Genomic DNA, 20,630 nt, shown 5'->3' with positions numbered 1-20,630 from the left:
AGGGGAAGCCAAAGCCTCCCCTTTTGTTTTTATTTTCTAATACCTAATTCCTTAATTAGAGTACGGTATTTTGCAATATCTTTCTTCTTTAGGTAATCCAAAAGACTACGTCTTTTACCTACCAATGCCACCAAAGAACGCTCGGTGTTATAATCTTTGTGGTTCTTTTTAAGGTGTCCAGTTAAATGGTTGATACGGTGTGTGAACAAAGCAATTTGTCCTTCCGTAGAACCGGTGTTGCTCTCAGAGCCGCCGTGTTTTTTGAAAATCTCGGCTTTCACTTCTTTTGTTAAATACATTCCAATATTATTTAAATGATTTTTATGTATTGATTGACCTTCAATCAGCGTGCAAAGATATACGTTTTTTTGAATTTAAAATACTTATTGAATATAAACTTTTAAGGCTGGTACGCAGTAGACTTTCTCTTTCTAAAACAAAAAAGCCCCGAATTCGGGGCTTTTTTTAATTTCTTACAGGTTGATTGGTAATCAAATCAATATAGAGATTGATTTTTTTCTTCAGATCCCTACGGTGCGTAATGAAATCCAAGAAACCGTGTTCTTTAAGGAATTCAGATGTTTGGAAACCTTCGGGAAGGTCTTTTCCTGTAGTGTCCTTTACAACCCTTGGTCCTGCAAATCCAATCAATGCTCCCGGTTCTGCAATGTTGATGTCCCCCAACATGGCATAAGAGGCAGTTGTTCCCCCTGTTGTAGGATCTGTGCATAACGAGATGTATGGTATTTTTGCTTCTGCCAATTGCGCCAATTTAGCGGATGTTTTTGCCAATTGCATCAGGGATAATGCTGCTTCCATCATACGGGCACCACCTGATTTGGAAATCATTATGAATGGCACTTTTTTCCTTTTGGCTACGTCTATGGCGCGGGATATTTTCTCTCCTACCACGCTTCCCATGGAACCTCCGATAAAGCCAAAGTCCATACAGGCTACAACAATATCTTTTCCTTGAGATTTTCCAACTGCTGTCCTAACGGCATCTTTTAATCCGGTTTTCTTCTGGGCAGCTTTCAGCCGGTCGGAATATTTTTTGGTGTCCTCAAACTTCAAAGGGTCTTTGGACGCCATTTTTGTGTCAAGCTCACGGAACTTGTTATCATCAAAAAGGATTTCAAAGTATTCTTTACTACCTATTCGGACGTGGTAATCATCTTCTGGACTTACGTAATAGTTTTTGGCCAAATCTTCAGCCTCAACAATTTTACCGGTAGGGGATTTGTACCATAACCCCTTTGGGGTGTCTTTTTTCTCCTCGGTAGCTGTTTGTATTCCTTTTTCCTTTCTTTTAAACCAAGACGACATGCAATCAATATTTAGTTAGACAAAGGCTTACAAAGTGTTTACGTTGTTCAAATCCTCGAAGGCTTTCTTTAAACGAGCGATAAAGGTTTTCTCTCCTTCTCTTAGCCAAACTCGGGGGTCATAGAATTTTTTGTTGGGTTGGTCATCACCATCTGGGTTACCTATTTGAGTCTGTAGGTAATCAGCCTTACCTTGAACGTAATCCCTGACACCTTCCAAGAAAGCGTATTGCAAATCTGTGTCGATGTTCATTTTGATTACACCATACCCAATGGCTTCCCTGATTTCCTCTAAAGTGGAACCGGAACCTCCATGGAATACAAAATCGATGTGATTGTGCTCAACTCCGTATTTTTCGGTAATAAACTCTTGAGAGTTTTTAAGGATCTTTGGAGTCAATTTTACGTTTCCAGGTTTATATACCCCATGTACGTTACCAAATGCAGCTGCGATGGTGAATTTTGGACTAACTTTTGAAAGTTCTTCGTAAGCAAAGGCCACTTCTTCGGGTTGCGTATACAATTTGGAATCGTCGACATCGGTATTGTCCACACCATCTTCTTCACCTCCTGTGATTCCCAATTCAATCTCCAAGGTCATGTCCATTTTGCTCATGCGCTCCAGATACCCTTTACAGATTTCAATGTTTTCTTCGATGGGCTCTTCGGAAAGGTCGATCATGTGTGAACTGAACAATGATTTGCCAGTTGCTTTGTAATGCTCTTCACTGGCATCCAATAATCCATCGATCCAAGGCAATAATTTTTTGGCACAGTGGTCTGTATGAAGGATTACCGTTGCTCCGTAGGCCTCTGCCAATTGGTGAACGTGCTTAGCACCTGCAACAGCACCAAGAATAGCTGCTTTTTGACCATCATTGGAAAGTCCTTTACCTGCATTGAACTGGGCTCCTCCATTCGAAAATTGAATGATTACGGGAGAATTCAATGTTGCAGCGGTTTCCATAACGGCATTGATGCTGTCCGAGCCGATAACATTTACGGCAGGAAGGGCATATCCGTTTTCTTTTGCATGGTTAAAAATTGCTTGTACTTCATCACCAGTTGCAACACCGGGCTTTATATTGTGGGACATAGTTATATTGGTTTCGAATTAAATAGAAGACAAAAGTAATAAAATATTTGCTCTAGAAAGGATAATTGATTCCTATGTTGAAGACAGCTCTTTTGAAGTTATAACCATCGAACCAGCGATCAGACCCAACTTTAGCAGGGTTATAGGTCTTGAAACCCACATCCAACCTAAAAACAAAATAAGTAAAATCATACCGTAGTCCAACCCCTGTACCCAAAGCGATGTCGCCCAGAGAAGGGAAACCACTGAAGATGGCTTCGGGATTGGTTTCATTATCAAAGACGTTCCAAATATTTCCGGCATCCGCGAAGAGCGCTCCTTTTACATCTCCTGCAATGGGGAATCTATACTCAAGATTTAGGGCAAGTTTTAGGTTGGCTTCATTAAAATCATTGACATTGTCGGTTCTACCCGGCCCCAATTCGTATGCATTCCATGCTCTGTTGTCGTTGGATCCACCAGCAAAATAACTGCGAACAAAGGGTACATTGTTGGAGTTTCCATAAGGGATTGCCAAACCAGAGAAGCTTCTAAAGGCGATTACCTGCGAACCGCCTATTTCCCAATGCCTGATGTAATCGAACTCGGCTTTTACATACTGTGAAAAAGGAACATTGAAGACAAGGTTCTGTCCGTTAGGATTTTTATTGTAGGGTAAAACATTTGCGAGTAAGGATAGCATGCCCCCTGCACTTTCCAACTTCATTCTATATTGATAAAAATCAAGGTCGTTTATTCCTGATTTACTGTTTTTGGTATGCGTAAAATTGGTGGCAAAAATTAAATTGTTTTCCGTTAAACGAATACGTCTTTCTTCTATGCTGTTTACCTCGTCATATTGATCTGTACTAACTTGCAAGTTGCCATCCAAAACATCTCGGGCAAAACTATTGGCGCCGGCTGGAATAGCTAAAACAGGGTCTTCAATAGCAAAATCCTTAAAATATTCAGCATATTGGGGATCGTCTTGAAAATCATCAGCTATTCCATCTAAGTTGGAAAAAGTGTTTCTGTACACATTATAGAAATTGTCTGGATTAACATTGCGAACAAACTCTACATTGAGTAATTCTATATTGTTTTTTAGGCGATCGGAGGGAGACCAGTTGTATGATAGTATGGAGTTAAGGGATTGTTTGTCCAAACCTATGTTTTGCTGAAAGTTGGTCCCTGCCGATAATCTACTTTGGGGCAACATGTAATAAGGGATTATCTTTTCTGTATTGAACGGTAGCCATATCCGTGGAAAGGTAATGTTGATGTCGCCACCAAGCTCAGAGGTAAAAGTGGCATCTGTTGGTCCAGAATCATTTAATAATCCTACGGACCCTCTTGCAGAAATGTTAAGAGTTTCGGCACCCCCAAAAACATTTCGTGTAATTACTGTAGCGCTAAAGGCAGTACCTACTTGTTGAATGTTAGAGTGGGTCACATCAAAATTAAGGTTAAGGGAATACTTTGCTTTGGCGGCTAAATATATGTTGGATTCCAATTGTGTTTGGGTGGAATCGGGAATGAATTCAACGTTGGGATACTTAAATGTATTCAAATTGGTAATTTGTCTATAGGTTCTTATCCTGTCCAAATCTCTATAAATACTATCCTTTTCAAAGAAAATGGCATCTGCCAGCGCCTTAGGTTTGTACCTTAGTTTACCACTATAGTATATGTTATAGTTTTCGTATTCTACGCTTTTTAAAGTATCGGTTGCACCATTGATATTGTAATCTGCGTAAATATTTATCTTTTTGTGTCGTGCAACCTTATATGTGTTATTGGTGTCAGTACTGTCACTAGTGCTTCTAAATTTGTTGATATTTAATTGCACATCCATAAGTTGGTCATCCGCAACAAGTGAGGTGTCCCTGAGTATATCGTAATTGATGGAGCTTTCCTGGAAATTGTAAACTCCTGAATTTCTGAATAATGTCGTCAAGCGTTCACGTTCCATGGTGAATTTGTCCAAATCAAATCGGTCTCCCTTTTTTACATAGCTTTTTTCGGCAGTAATAGCATAAATGGAATCCAGTTCTGGTGAGGTGATATTTTTTTGAATGGTATCTATGATAAAAGGTTTGTTCAAAGTAATGCTATAATCAATTTTGGCCCTTTTCTTTTTCTTTTCAGGAACTATTTCATAGGAACCTGTATTGTTGAAGTACCCCTTACTGTTGTAATAGGCTTTTAATTTGTTGATGGATTTGTTGGTCTTCGCTGTATCAATAATTATAGGTGGTTCGCCAATTCTTTTCAAAAATTCGCTGGCGCCCTTAACCAAAAATGATTCTCCTAGCCGGTTAACCTGTTTTTGAGAAAGTAAATTGTTTAGGCGCTTTTCTCTTTTCTCTTTTCTGTGTAACCAATCTTGAAAAGATGAATCCGGGTTTTCTTTGGCAAGATTATAAAGGTTCAATTTTAAAGGGTACCCTAGAACATTACTATTCGGTTTTTGGGATATAAGTCCATTTATTTCACTATTGCTGACTTTCTTTTCATCGACCAAAATGGAGTTTTTAGTGAGCAATAATTCATCCTCCCCAACTTTTTTTAAGGTATTGCAACCCGAAATGATTAGCAAAAGCAACAATAACCCTATTTTTGCCCAGTTGCACATTAGACCTAAAGAACCCCTCATAGAAGCCAAAAATACACGATTTAGATGGTTACAAAAAACCAAATTAAACTAGTTGTTAGCCTAAAGCAAAAAAAGTACCGATCTCAACATGGGCTGTTTGTTGTTGAAGGAGAAAAGGTAGTGACCGAGTTGCTGCGGGCAGGAGTGAAACCATTTAAAGTTTTTGTAGATGAGAGCGGTAGGGTAGAAGAGTTCAAAGAAGCGGAATTGGTTTCCAACAAGCTTTTAAAGGAAATGAGCAGCCTAACCCACCCCAATGGGGTATTGGGTGTTTTTTATATGGCTGAGGCCGGTAACACTTCCATTCAGGATTGGGTCGTAGTATTGGATGCCGTTCGAGACCCAGGTAATTTGGGTACCATTATTCGACTTTGTGATTGGTTTGGAATATCACAGTTGACCTGCTCACAGGATACCGTTGATTGCTATAATCCTAAAGTATTACAGGCCACTATGGGTTCCATTGCAAGGGTGAATATTGCCTATGTTGATTTGGAAGAATATTTGGGAAAGACAAACCTTCCCGTTTATGGTGCTTATATGGATGGAGAATCGGTTTATAGTTCTGATTTGGCCAAAAAAGGGATTTTGGTGATGGGCAACGAGGCCAATGGAATTTCTGATGCGGTTGGCAAGTTTATTACCAAAAGAATATCAATTCCCCAATTCGGAGCTTCCACTACCGAAAGTCTGAATGTGGCCACGGCCACGGCTATCCTTTTAAACGAAATCCGAAGGGATTGATCTATTCAAAGGTAAAATTGATAAAAATACCTCGGGTACGCATTGCATTGATGTTTCCGGTCCATGGACTGTTCGGGTCTACGTCCGGCACCAATTCGTTTGTAAGAGCAAAAACACCACGTATAGAGGGTGTGAACTTAAAATATTCCGTGTAGAAATCAATTCCAAAACCAAGTTCGTAACCATAAACATTCTGTTTCATCCTGAATTGTCCGCTACTGTTGTCGTCCAAACTATCCTCTTGGCTGCCTAGATTTATTGAGGTGTATACGCCACCTACAATAAATGGTTTCCAGTTTCCAATTCTTCGGGTACTGGCTTTTAACAACAAAGGAAATCTGATATAAGTGGAACGCACCTCACGGATAGCATCTGCTTCCGATGTAAATCCAGGGAATCCCAAGGTTCTTGAAGTATAAAGTAAACCGGGTTCAAAGCGTACATCCAAAAATTCATTGATTCTAAGCTCGCCGATTAATCCCACATTAAATCCAAAACTTTTATCCACTAAGATGTCCCTTCCAATATCATCCTTGTATTCAAATTGAAAGTCGTATTGGTTAAACCCTAGATAGTAGCCCCAGTTCAAAAATTTCTTATCCTCGTTTTGGAGGTTTAAAATGGGTTCATCGCCAAATTGGGCAATACCTTTTGTGTTTGACAGTACGAGCAGTCCAAAAAGGAAAAGAAGATTTTTCATTAATCTATTTTGAAGCGACATAAATGGATGCTACACCCATGGTCTGTGGTTTGTTCTCTACTCCTATAAACCCAATTTTCTTCAAAATATTGTTGAAAGCTTCTCCATGAGGAAAAACAGAGGCCGATTCGCTTAAATATTTGTAGGCCGACCTGTCTTTTGAAAATAGTTTGCCAATGGTCGGTAAAACATATTTTGTATAAACTTTGTACCCTTGCTTAAATGGTGTTTTGGTTGGGACCGAGGTCTCCAAGACAACAAAATGCCCTGTTGGTTTCAATACCCTATAAATTTCTTCGAGTCCCTTCTCCAGGTTTTCAAAATTCCTTACTCCAAAAGCTACCGTAACGGCATCAAATGAATTGTCTTCAAAGGGAAGATTTTCACTATCTCCCACAATCATTTCAATAGTACTTTGGAGGTTTTTGTTGGATACTTTGTTCTTCCCTACTTCCAACATTCCAGGGGAAAGGTCCAAGCCGACAATTTTATCGGCTCCCGTTTTTGCCATGGCAATGGCAAGGTCACCCGTGCCCGTGGCAATGTCCAAGATGGAATTTGGTGATTTGTCCTTTAAAAATGATACTATTCGATTGCGCCACTTTACATCAGTTCCAAAGGAAATTACCCGATTAAGGCCGTCATAATTCCCAGATATATTATCGAACATCTGTTTTACCTGCTCTTTTTTACCAAGCTCAGATTCTTTGTAGGGCGTCACCTTTTTTGACATTACTTTAATTTGCTGGCAAATATACAACTTAGCATAAGGGATGTAGACAAAAATATTTGTGTAATTTTGCCCATCAAAGGGATTTAATTTCCGTATTTGGTTAAAAGTATGCAGTTTACGTATTGCATACTATTCTTAGTATCATTTGTAGCGTACAAATTGAATTTATTTAAGAACACATCCTATTCTAATCAATGAGAATCATTATTGCAGGTGCAGGTGAAGTGGGATTTCATTTGGCAAAATTATTGTCCTACGAAGCACAGGAGATCACTTTGATTGATACCGACAAGGAAAGACTATCCTATGCTGATAACCATTTAGATATTCGTGTACTTCGGGGCGATGCTACGTCCATTCAAGTTTTGCAGGATGCCCGTGTAAGCGCATCGGACCTTGTGATTGGCGTTACCGCTTCGGAAACTACCAATTTAACCCTATGTGTTCTCGCCAAGCAATTGGGATGCAAACGTACCATGGCCAGAATTTCCAATACGGAGTTTATGGACAATCGAGAGCTTATCAAGTTTGAAGAGTTGGGTATTGATGAGCTGATATCCCCAGAGCGTTTGGCCGCTATGGAAATCCAATTGATGCTTAATCAATCCGCATTTAACGATACCTATCAATTTGAGGAGGGTTTGTTGACCATGTTCGGGGTAATTCTTCCCAAGACCGCACCCTTTGTGGGAAAGATGGTAAAGGAAGCGGCTAGAATTTTTCCTGAACTCAATTTTATGCCCATCGCATTGCAACGAACCGGCACCCAATTCACTTTAATCCCAAGAGGAGACACTATTTTTAAAGAAGGCGATCAAGTTTACTTTATTACTTCGGATAAGGGAGTGGAAGAATTGTACAAACTTTCTGGAATGCAGAAGCAGGAAATTAAAAATGTTATGATTCTTGGTGGGAGTAAGGTAGGCTACAAAACAGCGCGAGACCTCTGCGACAAAAAGTTCAATGTAAAGCTTATAGAAAAGAACAAGGAAAAGGCGTTTGATATTGCTGATGAATTACCGTATGCTCTTGTAATTAACGGGGATGGAAGAAATGTTGAGCTTTTGGACGAGGAGAACTTGGAATCCATGGATGCTTTTATAGCCGTAACGGGTAATTCCGAGACCAACATTATGTCCTGTTTGGTTGCCAAGAGCAAAAAGATTAAAAAAACCATTGCCTTGGTGGAGAATATGGACTATTTTCAGTTGTCCCATTCTATAGGGGTGGATACGCTCATAAATAAAAAACTACTTGCTGCGAACAGCATATTTAGATATATCCGCAAAGGGGAGGTGCTTGCCCTTACCCGTTTGAACAATTTAAATGCTGAAATTTTGGAGTTCGAGGTGAAAGCATCCTCATTGGTGAACGGTGAGATTATCAGAGAGTTGAACTTTCCCCGAGAAGCCAGTATAGGAGGAGTCATCAGAAATGGAAAAGGAATTATTGCTTTGGGTGACTTTAGAATTACCGAAGGGGATAAGGTAGTGGTCTGTTGCTTGCCAAAGGCCATACCAAGGATAGAAAAGCTGTTCTTATAATGAAGCTCAACACAAGAATCATTATTCACATCATGGGGCTTTTGTTGCTTTGCAATGGGTCCTTTATGCTTTTAGCGGCAATTGCCAGTGGTATTTATAAAGATGGCGCTACCATGGATATTATGTTGGCTGCCATTGTTACCATGCTTTTCGGAATTATGGCAATGTTCTACACCCGGGGCCATAAAAAGGAGGTCAAAAAGAAAGAAGGGTATATCGTAGTGACTTTCGGATGGATTGTGATGTCCATATCAGGAATGTTGCCCTATCTCTTTTCAGGTTCCATACCTTCGATAACCGATGCCTTTTTTGAAACCATGTCGGGCTACACCACGACGGGAGCATCAATTTTGGATGACATTGAATCCCTACCTGAAGGGATTTTGTTATGGAGAAGCCTTACCCATTGGATTGGGGGAATGGGAATTATTGTGTTGGCCATTGCCATATTGCCACTTTTGGGTATTGGTGGTATGCAGTTGTTTGCTGCGGAAGCACCCGGTCCCGGAGGGGATAAGCTTCATCCAAGAATTACAGATACCGCCAAAAGATTGTGGCTTATCTATTTTGGCTATACGGTTTTGGAAATGTTGTTGTTGAAGTTTGCCGGTATGTCGTTTTTTGATGCAATCAACCATGCTTTGGCAACTATGTCAACAGGAGGATTCTCTACCAAGAACGCCAGTTTGGCTTTTTGGAACGATCAACCTTTGGTTCAATATATTGTCATACTGTTCATGTTTTTGGCTGGGAGTAATTTTGTACTTAGTTACTTTGCCTTAACAGGTCGTGTGCAACGCATCCTAAAAGATGAAGAGTTTAAATATTACTTTGGATTTGTAGTGGTATTTACCATTATTGCTGCGTCAGGTGTATATTTTGGAGCAGATGTCCCTGTTTCTGACTTTCACCCAATGGTCTTGGGTGAAGCGGAAAGCGCCTTTAGGCATACCTTGTTCCAGGTAGTCGCGGTAATTACCACTACTGGGTTTGTATCCGCAGATTTTACTTCTTGGACGCCATTTTTGACCGTTTTCTTTTTTGGTTTGATGTTCCTTGGCGGCTCTGCAGGTTCTACCGCGGGTGGGATCAAGGTAATGCGTCACCTGTTGATCATTAAAAATGGTATTTTGGAGTTTAAGCGAACCTTGCATCCCAATGCAGTAATTCCCGTTCGATATAATCAAAAAACCGTTACAGAGCATATTGTGTACAATGTAGTGGCCTTTTTTGTGCTATATATGTTACTATTTATCATCGGCTCGCTGGTCCTTGGTTTCTTGGGCTTGGATTTCGTATCTGCCGTTGGAGGTTCTGCTTCTTCTTTGGGCAATGTAGGCCCAGCCTTTGGTAGTTTGAATCCTGTGAGCAATTACAACAGTTTGCCGGCAGCAGGGAAGTGGTGGTGTAGTTTCTTGATGCTTTTGGGGCGTTTGGAATTGTTCACTGTACTGATTGTACTTACCCCATATTTCTGGAGAAAGACCTAATAAAAAAACCTCCTGAAGTAAACTCCAAGAGGTCTTTTGATTCGTCACCCTGAACTTGTTTCAGGGTCTCATCTTAATATATCTAAAGTACTTCCTTAATTCGGGCAATGGCCTCTTTCAATTCTTTTTCTGATGCTGCGTACGATATACGGATACAATTTGGGTTACCAAAAGCTTCACCGGTAACGGTAGCAACATTGGCATGCTCCAATAAATAAAGTGAAAAATCGGAAGCATTGTTTATGGTAACACCGTTCAATGTTTTTCCGAAGAATGCAGAGATATCAGGGAACACATAAAATGCTCCTTCCGGCACGTTGAGGTTGAAGCCTTCTATTTCCCCTAAAAGTCCAAGAACAAGGTCTCTTCTTTCGTGGAACTTTTCGATCATAAATTGGATTTTGCTCACAGGAGCTTCCAATGCAGTGATAACTGCACGTTGTGCAATGGCATTGGCACCACTTGTTACCTGTCCTTGCAGTTTGGTACATCCCTTGGCAATCCATTCGGGTGCTCCAATATAACCGATACGCCATCCAGTCATGGCGAAAGCTTTGGATACCCCATTTACGGTAACGGTTCTATCGTACATTCCATCAATGCCGGCGATACTTACGTGCCCGCCTGCAAAGTTGATGTGCTCGTAGATTTCATCCGATACTACATAAATATCCGGGTATTTTTTGAGCACTTCGGCCAAACCTTCCAATTCTTCCTTGCTGTACACCGAACCACTAGGGTTGCATGGTGAGCTGAACCAAAGCATTTTGGTTTTTGGAGTGATGGCAGCTTCCAACTGTTCGGGAGTCATTTTAAAATCGGTATCGATTTGTGTAAGAACCTCTACAGGGATCCCTTCTGCCAATTTTACAATATCACTATAACTTACCCAATACGGAGCGGGCAGGATTACTTCATCACCTGGATTAAGAACTACCATGGCCACATTAAAGAGCGATTGCTTCGCCCCAGTGGAAACCACGATTTGGTTCAATCCATAATCAAGGTCATTGTCTCTTTTGAACTTGTTGGAGATGGCAGTTTTTAGGTCTGCGTATCCGTCAACAGGCGTATAACTGCTATAATTTTCGTCAATGGCCTGCTTTGCGGCTTCTTTGATAAAATCAGGAATATTGAAGTCGGGTTCCCCCAAGCTCAAACCTATGATATCTTTTCCTTCATTTCGTAATTCCCGTGCTTTGGCGGCCATGGCCAAAGTTGCTGACGTGGACATGTTCTGGACCCTGTCAGATAGATGGTTGCTCATTGGTACTTCGTTTTTTACTGATATTGAAGTGTAGGCTTTTTACCTAACTCCTTTAAGTGTTTGAAGTGCGAAATTATAGCTTTTCTGGTAGTTTTATATTCGTGGTACGGTAAATTGAACTCCTGAGCAGTCTGTTTCACAATTTTGGAAATATTTGTGTAATGTATATGACTGATGTTCGGGAATATGTGATGTTCTACCTGATGGTTCAATCCGCCAGTAAACCAGTTTACAATTTTGTTTTTGGTCCCAAAATTCACTGTAGTGAACAATTGGTGAATGGCCCAAGTGTTTTTCATGTTTCCTTCTTCATCCGGTAGTGGGGTTTCGGCATGGTCAACAATGTGTGCCAACTGGAATACCACACTAAGGATTACTCCAGCTACATAATGCATGATAAAGAATCCAAGCAACACTTGCCACCAAGCAATATCAACAAAAATCAATGGAAGTACGATCCAAATGGTTATATAAATCACTTTGGTAATAACCAATGTGCTCCAGTTGATTACCGGGTTGGGTAGTTTTCCGTAGCTCAATTTCCTCTTCATGTAACGGTACATTTGCTGGAAATCTGTGGTAATGGCCCAGTTAAAGGTCAATAGGCCATATAGCAAAATGGAATAGTAATGTTGGAATTTATGGTGTTTTCTCCACTCGGCATGCTTTGAGAACCGAAGCACTCTTCCGGCTTCCATGTCCTCGTCATGTTCGTGGATGTTTGTGTATGTATGGTGCAGCACATTATGCTGAACTTGCCAGTTATATACATTCCCTGCCAAGATATAGATACTGCTTCCCATGAGTTTATTTACCCATTTTTTGTTGGAATAGGCACCGTGATTACCATCGTGCATTACGTTCATTCCAACTCCGGCCATCCCAACTCCCATGGTAATGGAAAGTAGCAAATAGCCCCAGAAAGGCAGGTTTAAGGTTAACATTAAAAAGTAGGGGGTCAAAAAAATGGCAAACATCACTATGGTTTTTAAGTGAAGCTTCCAGTTCCCGGTTTTCTTGAGATTATTTTCTTTAAAGTATTCGTTTACTCGCTTGTTCAGTGTTCTGAAAAATTGTGCCGAATCCTTTCTTGAAAACCGGATGGTATTCTTATCCATATAATAAATTTTTACAAAGGTAACTAAAATGCTTCTTTCAAGCTCATACTGTTGTGTTAGAACGGTGTTAAGGTCTTTAAAAGTATTAGCTTTGCTAAAATTAACGTTTGATATATGAATGCGGAACTTATATTCAAATATTTTACGACGCTCAACGAAGAACAGAAAGAACAGTTTTCCAAATTAGAGACGTTGTACCACGATTGGAACCAAAAAATAAATGTGGTCTCCAGAAAGGATATCGATGAGCTGTACCTAAGACATGTGCTTCATTCTCTGGGAATTGCCAAGATTCAAATTTTTAATGAAGGGGCAGATATTTTGGATGTAGGAACAGGAGGAGGATTTCCAGGTATCCCATTGGCCATTTTATTTCCAAACGTAAAATTTACACTTGTTGATGCCATTGGTAAAAAAATAAAGGTGGTGAATGAGGTGGTGGAGGGACTTGGGTTGGAAAATGTGGAAACCCATCATTCCCGTGTTGAAGATATTCCCGGACAGTTTGATTTTATTGTGAGTAGGGCCGTGGCAGCTATGCCCACTTTTGTGCACTGGACCAAAGGAAAAATTAAAAAAGATTCTGCCCATCAGCGCAAAAATGGCATACTTTACCTTAAAGGCGGAGACCTTACGGAAGAACTCGAAGGGTATGAAACCGTTCAGGTCTTTGATTTGAATGAGTATTTTGAAGAGGATTTCTTTGAGACTAAAAAAGTGGTGTACTTGCCTCAGAAGTTTAAGGGCTGATTATATACTGTACATCCGTTTATACACCAATCTACATTTTCTGGCGTAGTCCTTGGCAGACTGCCATAATTGCTGATATTTTTTAATCATCAATCTCCCCCATGCATTGATTCTAGCTGTCATAACTAATCGATTTAGGAATACTAATTTAGTTTAATTACGTTTAATTTACAATTAGTTAACGTTAAATTTACATATAAATTGTGTGATGATATCCAGAAGGCTGTTTTATAAGATATTAAATTATTGGTATGCTGATAAATACGTCTTATTCGTATAATTCGTTTTTATCAGTCTGAGCAATATCTACAAAAAGCTGCCCCATTTTTGCGCAAACTAGATTAAAGAACACTTCTCCTTTTTCTTTGGAAGCTTTACTAGGGTCGCCCACGCCAGTATCCTCGCTTATTTTGGACCAAGGCCGCTCTGTCCAGGCCCATCCTTCGGAAAAGGCTTTGATTTTGTTTTTAAACTCTTTTCCATCTCCCCATTCATCTCTAGGTAATACCAATTCCGGTGTTAGATGGAGTATAAGGCTGGTTTCCATTTCATCGGCATGATCTCCTGGATTTTCAAATATTTCAGACTTTTCTCCGAGTTTGAACCAATTGGTGACACAAAGGAACATATCGGGAAAAAGGAGCCCCAATTCTCGGACAATGGCTTTCCAATTGTTGCCTCCGTGACTGTTCAAAATCATGAATTTGTGTACACCTTGACGGTTCAATACCGTGAGGATATCTTTTAAAATGGCAAACTGTGTACTTGGATTTAGGTTCATGTCCAAATAAATATCGGATTGACCTGTATTGACTCCAAATGGGATGGTCGGGAGCACAACGACCTTGGCTCCCTGTTCCCAAGCTATTCTGGCTGATTCTTCTGCAATGAAGGTACCCTCGATAACATCGGTAGCGTAAGGTAGGTGATAGTTGTGTGCTTCTGTGGCGCCCCAGGGCAGTATGGCCAGGTCAAAAGATTCGTCTTTCAGGTGTTTCCAATTGGTTTCTGCTAAAATATAGGGTCTGGGCATGTTTGTATAGGTTAGATTAAATAAAAAAAAGGCCGTCATTTTAAAATGATGGCCTTTAAATTAGGTGTTTTTGGTTTTATCCCAAAAATGGATATCTATAGTCTTCAGGGGTCACAAAAGTTTCCTTGATCAATCTAGGTGATACCCAACGTAAGAGGTTCTGCATGGAACCTGCTTTATCGTTGGTGCCCGATGCCCTTGCACCGCCAAAAGGCTGTTGCCCCACAACGGCCCCGGTAGGCTTGTCATTGATGTAGAAGTTCCCGGCGCAGTTCTGCAATGCCTTTGTGGCCTCGTCAATGGAGTAGCGGTCTCCGGAAAGCACAGCTCCGGTAAGGCCATACTCCGATGTGCCATCCACCAACTTTAATGTTTCGCTCCAATCTTTATCTTCATAAACATAAATGGTCACTATTGGGCCAAAAAGTTCGGTGTACATGGTCTCGTACTTTGGATTGGTGGTCAATATCACCGTAGGTTCAATAAAGTATCCTTTGGATTTATCGTAATTTCCACCAGCGATTACTTTGGCATCATCATCTGCCTTGGCCTGATCAATATATTTGGCCAGTTTGTCAAAAGCACCCTCGTGTATTACAGCTGTGATAAAATTGCTCATGTCCTCCGGTGAACCAGGCTTATTGAAAGAGGCAATGTCCTTTTTGACCAATTCCAGAATCTCATCTGCGGTGGACTTGGGCAAGTATACCCTTGATGCGGCACTACATTTTTGTCCTTGGAACTCAAAAGCCCCTCTGCTGATGGCTGTGGCCACCTGTTGGGGTTTAGCCGTTGGGTGGGCAATGATAAAGTCCTTACCACCTGTTTCCCCTACAATTCTAGGATATGTTTTATAGTTATGGATGTTGTTTCCAATCTGTTTCCAAAGTGATTTGAATACATTGGTGGAACCTGTGAAATGGATTCCTGAGAAATCAGGACTCGACAAGACCGTGTCCGAAATCATTACAGGATCTCCATACACCACATTGATAACGCCATCGGGAAGTCCAGCTTCCTTGAAAACGTCCACGATTACCTTGGCGGAATATACTTGGCTGTCACTCGGTTTCCACACCACTACGTTCCCCATCATCGCGGCACTTGCGGGAAGGTTTCCTGCAATGGCGGTAAAGTTGAACGGGGTGATGGCGTATACAAAACCTTCCAAGGGACGATACTCCACTCGGTTCCAGACACCTTCGGAGGATTCCGGTTGTTCGCCATAGATTTGCGACATGTACTCTACATTGAATCGCAGAAAGTCTATGATCTCACATGCCGAATCGATCTCGGCCTGGTAAATGTTCTTGGATTGTGCGATCATGGTCGCAGCGTTCATCTTGGCACGATAAGGTCCAGCTATTAACTCTGCGGCTTTCAAGAAAATCGCTGCACGTTGCTCCCAAGTTAAATTGGCCCAAGCATCCCTTGCTTCCAAACAATTGGAAATGGCTTTTTCCACGTGTTCTTTTTCTGCCAGATGATAATGCCCTACAATGTGCTTGTGATCGTGCGGAGGGGACATGGGTTTGGTGTTTCCCGTTTTTATCTCTTCGCTTCCAATGTAAAGCGGTACGTCCACTTTATCGTTGTAAAACGCTTTATATTGTTTTAGTACTTCTTCTCGTTCAGGGGAACCCGGAGCATAGCTCAGAACAGGTTCATTGTATGCGGTCGGAACTTGAAAAAATCCTTTTCCCATAGAATTATTTTTAAAGATTAACAATTCTACCAAAGGTAGTGAAACCTATAACGAATATAAAATGATGGTGATTAGTTTATGGCGAAGGGGGCCGCAAACTTAAATGTTGGGATTTCAACTTCAAACTCTTCTGCATTGGTAAAGTTGACCATATTATAATGACCTCGCATGGCACCTACTGGTGAAGCTAGTAAACAACCGGAACTGTAGGTGTGCGATTTGCCGGGTTTTATCACCGGCTTTCTGCCAATTACACCCTCTCCATCAACGGTTTCCATTTCTTTGAGGGCGTCAAATACATCCCAATGCCTTGCCGTAAGCTGCACGGTATCCTTACTAAGGTTTTCAATGGTTATGGTATAGCCGAACGCATAGTGCACTTTATAGTTTTTGAAGAAAGTCCCTTCAAAAGAGGTGCTAACCGATACTTTAATTCCTTTAGTTACCTGTGTAAACATATCAATTATAGGTAAAGACACTTCCCGTAAACGTAGCTATGATCGTGATAAAGGCCAAAATCATAAATATAGTGTTCAGAAAGATGTATTTCACAATGGTTTTAAATCTTCCCTGTCCATAAAATTTTCGCATCGCCTTATACAGGTAAAAGCCGAAAATCAGCAGAAAGATTCCTGAGCTGTTTACATCGAATAAGGTATCCAATGTAAAGCTAAGGATGAGCAATATAAATAAGAGTGATTGATTGTGAAAGCTAAAAATAAGATGATCGGTGTAGGTATAATTATTTCTGATGTAAACCAGAGAAATGAACACTGTGAACACTGGTAAAAAGAAAAATATGATAAAAGGAAGCTTGGATATGGTGTCATTGATCCATGTTCCAGGTTGGCTCATTACCTTCAAAATGCTGTTGGAAAAATTGAAGGCCATCTTATTGGTGGTGCTTTCGTCTATATTGTATTTGGCTTGTGCCTGTTTAAAGTTGTAAAGGGTATCTCTTTTAATAGCATATCCGAAAAATTCAGCTTTTCTCGAAAATGCACCCATGCCAGACTCTTTTTCAAGACTTTTAAAGTAGCCTACTGGGTCGGCATTCATAAAAGAATCTTTTTGCTTTTTCTTTTCATTCGCTCCTTGCATAAAAATTCCCAAGGAATCCAAATACTTCAATTGTGATGACATTTCTGGGTCATCGGTATTAATGGAGTCGAACTTTTGTAGGCCTGCCAAAATCTCGGGGTTCCCTTTTTTTAATGAATCCAAATTTTTCATGGCTTTTTCGGATTGCTTTTTCATGGCAACACTGTCCACTTCCAAATCACCCGAACCCAAGTCAAAGCTAATGGGGCCATTATATATGGTGCCATCAAAATTTTTGGCGGCTTCATCTAAATTGGCGAACTGGTTATTGTAGGTGACCATCAAAAAATACAGGAAGGCCAAGCTCAATAAAAACCGGAATGGATTGGTGTATGTAATTCTTTTGCCATTTACATAATCCTTAGTTATTCTTCCCGGCCTCAATAATAGGGCGTAAAGTGTGGTTAAAAGCTTGGAATCGTAATTGATCAAGCTAGAGAAGAACTCATCAAAAAAATCCTTTAACGTCAGTTTTTTTGTGCTGTTGGCTTGTGAGCAATTTGGGCAATACTTATCACTAATGTCGAGTGGGTGTCCGCAGTTCAGGCATTTAACACCTCTGAACTTAAGTTCGTAGCGACCTTTGGTGATCAAACCATCTTTTTTCCCCATACCTTTTTTCAGGATTTAGGTCTAAAGATAATTAATTGCTGATATTTCTGGAGTTTACCGAGCCTATACCTATTATGCTATCGTACATATCCCCAAAATTCCGGTAATAAACCAAAATGAGATAGTTGTTTTCGGTAAAGTGGAAGTTACCGCTCACTAGATTGGGTTCAATAGTTCCATCTTCTCGTTGTACAACATATTTATAATTGTAGAAACCCTGCTTCATCATAAGGGTCGCCTCAAACTTTCCGGTTTCTTCATTGAAAATCATTTTGTTTTCCTCGTTCAATGCATAATTATTGAACTTTCCGATAACATATACATTGTCCAATCCAATTTGATTGGTGTAGGGCAGGCTAAAATGCACTTTGGAATATTCCGCTTCTCTAGAAACATCATCCCCTTGGAGTGTGCGTACCACAAAATCCCCATTAATGTCGGGGAAATAGGTGTACTCCTTGTCGTACCTATATTGATTGGTGAACAAATAATGGTGGTACACATCTCTCATCTCGATTTTGGATATGGCAAAGGTGGGAGAGCGGAGGTCTTTGGTGTCAAAGTTCAAATATTCGTTTCCACCAAAAAAGCTGGTTTCCTCATTGTATTTGTAAACGAGTTCAGTGCCAATAGTGAATTGGGGCTTTATATTGTATAGTGCTGTTGGCCAATGGTGGTTTTGTATTATAGCGACCTTTACTTCTTTTTTTGGGTTGACTACCCTAAAAGAAGCCGTGTTAATGTTGAATTGTACAACCTGTTTAGTGTTGATGAAGTTGAAATCCCGAGACCTTTTTACAACGCCTGCAACGGAAACTGCATCACGGAATACTACAAACCTTCTCGAAAATTGGAGGTCGCCGTAGCTATTGTAGATTTCCAGTACATAGTTGCCCGTAACCTTTAATTTAACATTTTCGTTCGGGATTGTGAGCCGATAATTGGAGTAAGGTTGTAGGGTGGTGTAGCTGTTTTCGTAGTCTATAATTCGTTGGTTGTCCGCCCCGGATAGGTATTGGGATTTTAAAAGCTGCGACGGGGTCCAGTCATAATCACAATGAATAATTTTGTAATAGTAATCTTGTTCATTGGCTGTTAGGTCATCAAACTCCAAAGTCATGGATTCCCCAAGTTGTATTACGGGAAATTGGTCTTCCGTAGGACCTTTAAATACTATGGTTTTGATGTTTTCTGGTGGATTCACCTCTTTTACAACTTGTCCAAAAGTAGAAGTGGTAATAAAAACCGATAGGAAGAGAATGTAGGTAAAGCGCATCAAGGACAAAAATTTAGAGTAAAGGTAAACAAAAAGTATGCCCAGTGAATTAAGCTCGGTATAATCCCAATTTTATGGTTAATTATTATGAAAACAATCCTTTTAGTGCTATTTTTGCGTCCGATTTTGATAATAAAAGGTCTACAATAATATGTCTAAAGACATCCGGATTAGAAAGGGGTTGAACATCAACCTCGTCGGGGCTGCAAAGCAGACTGTTTCCAAAGCCGTTACTAGTAACGTGTATGCCCTGAACCTAGATGATTTCCACGGAATCACTCCAAAAATGTTGATAAAACAAGGGGAAGAAGTAAAGGCGGGAGAACCCCTCTTTTACAACAAGAATAACGAAGAAATGCACTTCGTTTCTCCAGTTAGTGGAGAACTTGTGGAAATTGTCAGGGGAGCAAGGAGAAAAATCTTAACACTTAAGATTCTTGCCGATAAAGAACAAAATTACATGATTAATAAGGTGCCGGATTTGGATACGGCGGATGGAGAAGCCATTAAATCCTACCTCTTGCAATGTGGTGGATGGCCTTTCATCAAACAAAGACCTTACGATGTGATTGCTGACCCCAGTGTAACCCCAAAAGCAATTTTTGTTTCGGGATATGCCACGGCACCATTGGCGGCGGATACCGACTTTATCCTCAAGGGTAAGGAGCAGGAGATTCAAGCGGCGGTAATGGCCCTAAGTAAGCTTACGCCTGGAAAAATCCATGTGACTGTTGGAACGGGCAGATCTCCTTTTAATGATATCAAAGGCATAGAGCTGCACAAGATTTCAGGTCCCCATCCAGCAGGTTTGGTGGGTACGCAAATCAACAGAATCGATCCCGTTAACAAAGGTGAAACGGTTTGGACTTTGTCCCCGCAAGACCTTGTTATGGTCGGTGAACTTTTGCTGACCGGTAAGTTCAATGCGGAAAGAATTGTGGCCTTGGCCGGTTCTGTGATAAAGGAGCCAAAATACTATACAACGAAAATCGGAGCCGAAATCTCTACCTTTTTATACGCAAGTGGTGTTAATGAGGATAGGTTTAGGTTGATAAACGGAGATGTGCTAACGGGAACCAAAACAAACACTGAAGGACATCTTGGATTCTATAATAATACCGTAACTGCCATCCCTGAAGGTGATGACTACGAATTTTTCGGGTGGAACAAGCCGGTGTTCAATAAAATTTCCACTACAAGAGCATTGACCTTTTCTTGGTTGATGCCTAAAAAGAAATATGATTTGGATACCAATACCAACGGAGAGCATAGAGCTTTTGTGGTAACCGGGCAATACGAGCAAGTTTTTCCAATGGATATTTACCCGCTTCAATTGTTGAAGGCCTGTATGGTAAAAGATTTGGACGAGATGGAGCAATTGGGCCTCTATGAGGTAGCTCCAGAAGATTTTTCTTTGACAGAATTCATATGCATATCAAAACAACCACACCAACAAATAATCAGGGAAGGATTGGATTTGTTGCAAAAAGAACTTGGATAA

The 20,630-nt window shown here is 40.5% G+C and carries 19 protein-coding genes; 5 read left to right on the top strand and 14 right to left on the bottom strand.

Features of this window, described 5'->3' with window-relative positions:
* Nucleotides 1-29: 29 nt before the first annotated feature.
* The 4 genes from rpsO to ACQQ5U_RS15395 form a co-directional block, all read right to left on the bottom strand.
* A complete protein-coding gene (gene rpsO / locus ACQQ5U_RS15410) occupies nucleotides 30-299 on the bottom strand; it encodes a 30S ribosomal protein S15 (RefSeq protein WP_100817397.1) in 270 nt (89 codons plus the stop codon).
* A gap of 166 nt (nucleotides 300-465) precedes the next feature.
* Nucleotides 466-1,326 carry an acetyl-CoA carboxylase, carboxyltransferase subunit beta gene (accD, locus tag ACQQ5U_RS15405; protein ID WP_437398863.1) on the bottom strand — a complete coding sequence of 287 codons (861 nt, stop codon included), beginning with the start codon at nucleotides 1,324-1,326 and terminating at the stop codon, nucleotides 466-468.
* A gap of 27 nt (nucleotides 1,327-1,353) precedes the next feature.
* On the bottom strand, nucleotides 1,354-2,421 hold the full coding sequence (fbaA, locus tag ACQQ5U_RS15400; protein ID WP_437398862.1) for a class II fructose-bisphosphate aldolase: 1,068 nt from the start codon (nucleotides 2,419-2,421) through the stop codon (nucleotides 1,354-1,356).
* Between the two features lie 52 nt (nucleotides 2,422-2,473).
* Entirely contained in the window at nucleotides 2,474-5,005 is a 2,532-nt protein-coding gene (locus tag ACQQ5U_RS15395; protein WP_437398861.1) for a BamA/TamA family outer membrane protein, read from the bottom strand.
* 75 nt (nucleotides 5,006-5,080) lie between these two features.
* On the opposite strand from ACQQ5U_RS15395, the gene ACQQ5U_RS15390 reads away from it, so the two are divergent.
* Nucleotides 5,081-5,800, top strand: a complete 720-nt coding sequence (locus ACQQ5U_RS15390; RefSeq protein ID WP_437398859.1) for a TrmH family RNA methyltransferase — start codon at nucleotides 5,081-5,083, stop codon at nucleotides 5,798-5,800.
* Between the two features lies 1 nt (nucleotide 5,801).
* On the opposite strand, the gene ACQQ5U_RS15385 is transcribed toward ACQQ5U_RS15390, so the two are convergent.
* Both ACQQ5U_RS15385 and ubiE read right to left on the bottom strand, forming a co-directional pair.
* Nucleotides 5,802-6,500 carry a porin family protein gene (locus ACQQ5U_RS15385; protein ID WP_437398857.1) on the bottom strand — a complete coding sequence of 233 codons (699 nt, stop codon included), beginning with the start codon at nucleotides 6,498-6,500 and terminating at the stop codon, nucleotides 5,802-5,804.
* 4 nt (nucleotides 6,501-6,504) lie between these two features.
* Nucleotides 6,505-7,233 (bottom strand): bifunctional demethylmenaquinone methyltransferase/2-methoxy-6-polyprenyl-1,4-benzoquinol methylase UbiE, encoded by a 729-nt coding sequence (ubiE, locus tag ACQQ5U_RS15380; protein ID WP_437398856.1) that lies wholly within the window; start codon nucleotides 7,231-7,233, stop codon nucleotides 6,505-6,507.
* Between the two features lie 194 nt (nucleotides 7,234-7,427).
* Here ubiE and trkA point away from each other — a divergent pair, with 194 nt between their 5' ends.
* Together trkA and ACQQ5U_RS15370 are read left to right on the top strand one after the other, a co-directional pair.
* Complete coding sequence (gene trkA / locus ACQQ5U_RS15375; RefSeq protein ID WP_437398854.1) at nucleotides 7,428-8,777, top strand: Trk system potassium transporter TrkA; 1,350 nt, start codon at nucleotides 7,428-7,430, stop codon at nucleotides 8,775-8,777.
* Nucleotides 8,777-10,267, top strand: a complete 1,491-nt coding sequence (locus ACQQ5U_RS15370; protein ID WP_437398852.1) for a TrkH family potassium uptake protein — start codon at nucleotides 8,777-8,779, stop codon at nucleotides 10,265-10,267. Before trkA ends, ACQQ5U_RS15370 begins: the two co-directional genes overlap by 1 nt.
* A gap of 82 nt (nucleotides 10,268-10,349) precedes the next feature.
* Here ACQQ5U_RS15370 and ACQQ5U_RS15365 read toward each other — a convergent pair whose 3' ends face one another.
* Nucleotides 10,350-11,534, bottom strand: coding sequence for a pyridoxal phosphate-dependent aminotransferase (locus ACQQ5U_RS15365; protein WP_437398851.1), 1,185 nt, complete (start codon nucleotides 11,532-11,534; stop codon nucleotides 10,350-10,352).
* A 14-nt stretch (nucleotides 11,535-11,548) separates the two neighbouring features.
* A complete protein-coding gene (locus tag ACQQ5U_RS15360) occupies nucleotides 11,549-12,652 on the bottom strand; it encodes a fatty acid desaturase family protein (protein ID WP_437398850.1) in 1,104 nt (367 codons plus the stop codon).
* A gap of 114 nt (nucleotides 12,653-12,766) precedes the next feature.
* Here ACQQ5U_RS15360 and rsmG point away from each other — a divergent pair, with 114 nt between their 5' ends.
* Complete coding sequence (gene rsmG / locus ACQQ5U_RS15355) at nucleotides 12,767-13,402, top strand: 16S rRNA (guanine(527)-N(7))-methyltransferase RsmG (protein WP_437398848.1); 636 nt, start codon at nucleotides 12,767-12,769, stop codon at nucleotides 13,400-13,402.
* Here the strand turns inward: rsmG and ACQQ5U_RS15350 are convergent, their stop codons facing one another.
* The 6 genes from ACQQ5U_RS15350 to ACQQ5U_RS15325 form a co-directional block, all read right to left on the bottom strand.
* Complete coding sequence (locus ACQQ5U_RS15350) at nucleotides 13,403-13,525, bottom strand: hypothetical protein (protein ID WP_262696685.1); 123 nt, start codon at nucleotides 13,523-13,525, stop codon at nucleotides 13,403-13,405.
* Between the two features lie 145 nt (nucleotides 13,526-13,670).
* Nucleotides 13,671-14,435, bottom strand: a complete 765-nt coding sequence (locus ACQQ5U_RS15345; protein ID WP_437398845.1) for a creatininase family protein — start codon at nucleotides 14,433-14,435, stop codon at nucleotides 13,671-13,673.
* 76 nt (nucleotides 14,436-14,511) lie between these two features.
* On the bottom strand, nucleotides 14,512-16,140 hold the full coding sequence (pruA, locus tag ACQQ5U_RS15340) for an L-glutamate gamma-semialdehyde dehydrogenase (RefSeq protein WP_437398844.1): 1,629 nt from the start codon (nucleotides 16,138-16,140) through the stop codon (nucleotides 14,512-14,514).
* A 71-nt stretch (nucleotides 16,141-16,211) separates the two neighbouring features.
* On the bottom strand, nucleotides 16,212-16,598 hold the full coding sequence (gene apaG, locus ACQQ5U_RS15335; RefSeq protein WP_437398842.1) for a Co2+/Mg2+ efflux protein ApaG: 387 nt from the start codon (nucleotides 16,596-16,598) through the stop codon (nucleotides 16,212-16,214).
* Nucleotide 16,599: 1 nt separating this feature from the next.
* Nucleotides 16,600-17,853 (bottom strand): DUF3667 domain-containing protein, encoded by a 1,254-nt coding sequence (locus ACQQ5U_RS15330; protein ID WP_437398840.1) that lies wholly within the window; start codon nucleotides 17,851-17,853, stop codon nucleotides 16,600-16,602.
* A gap of 31 nt (nucleotides 17,854-17,884) precedes the next feature.
* The gene (locus ACQQ5U_RS15325; protein ID WP_437398839.1) at nucleotides 17,885-19,129 is read right to left on the bottom strand and encodes a DUF5103 domain-containing protein; all 1,245 of its coding nucleotides are present in this window, start codon (nucleotides 19,127-19,129) and stop codon (nucleotides 17,885-17,887) included.
* Nucleotides 19,130-19,280: 151 nt separating this feature from the next.
* On the opposite strand from ACQQ5U_RS15325, the gene ACQQ5U_RS15320 reads away from it, so the two are divergent.
* Nucleotides 19,281-20,630, top strand: coding sequence for a Na(+)-translocating NADH-quinone reductase subunit A (locus tag ACQQ5U_RS15320; protein WP_437398837.1), 1,350 nt, complete (start codon nucleotides 19,281-19,283; stop codon nucleotides 20,628-20,630).

Source organism: Flagellimonas lutimaris, assembly GCF_051494225.1.
In the GTDB taxonomy this organism is placed as follows: Bacteria; Bacteroidota; Bacteroidia; order Flavobacteriales; family Flavobacteriaceae; genus Flagellimonas; species Flagellimonas lutimaris_A.
Note: the sequence above shows the minus strand (reverse complement) of the source record. Positions and strands in the feature narration are given on the sequence as shown.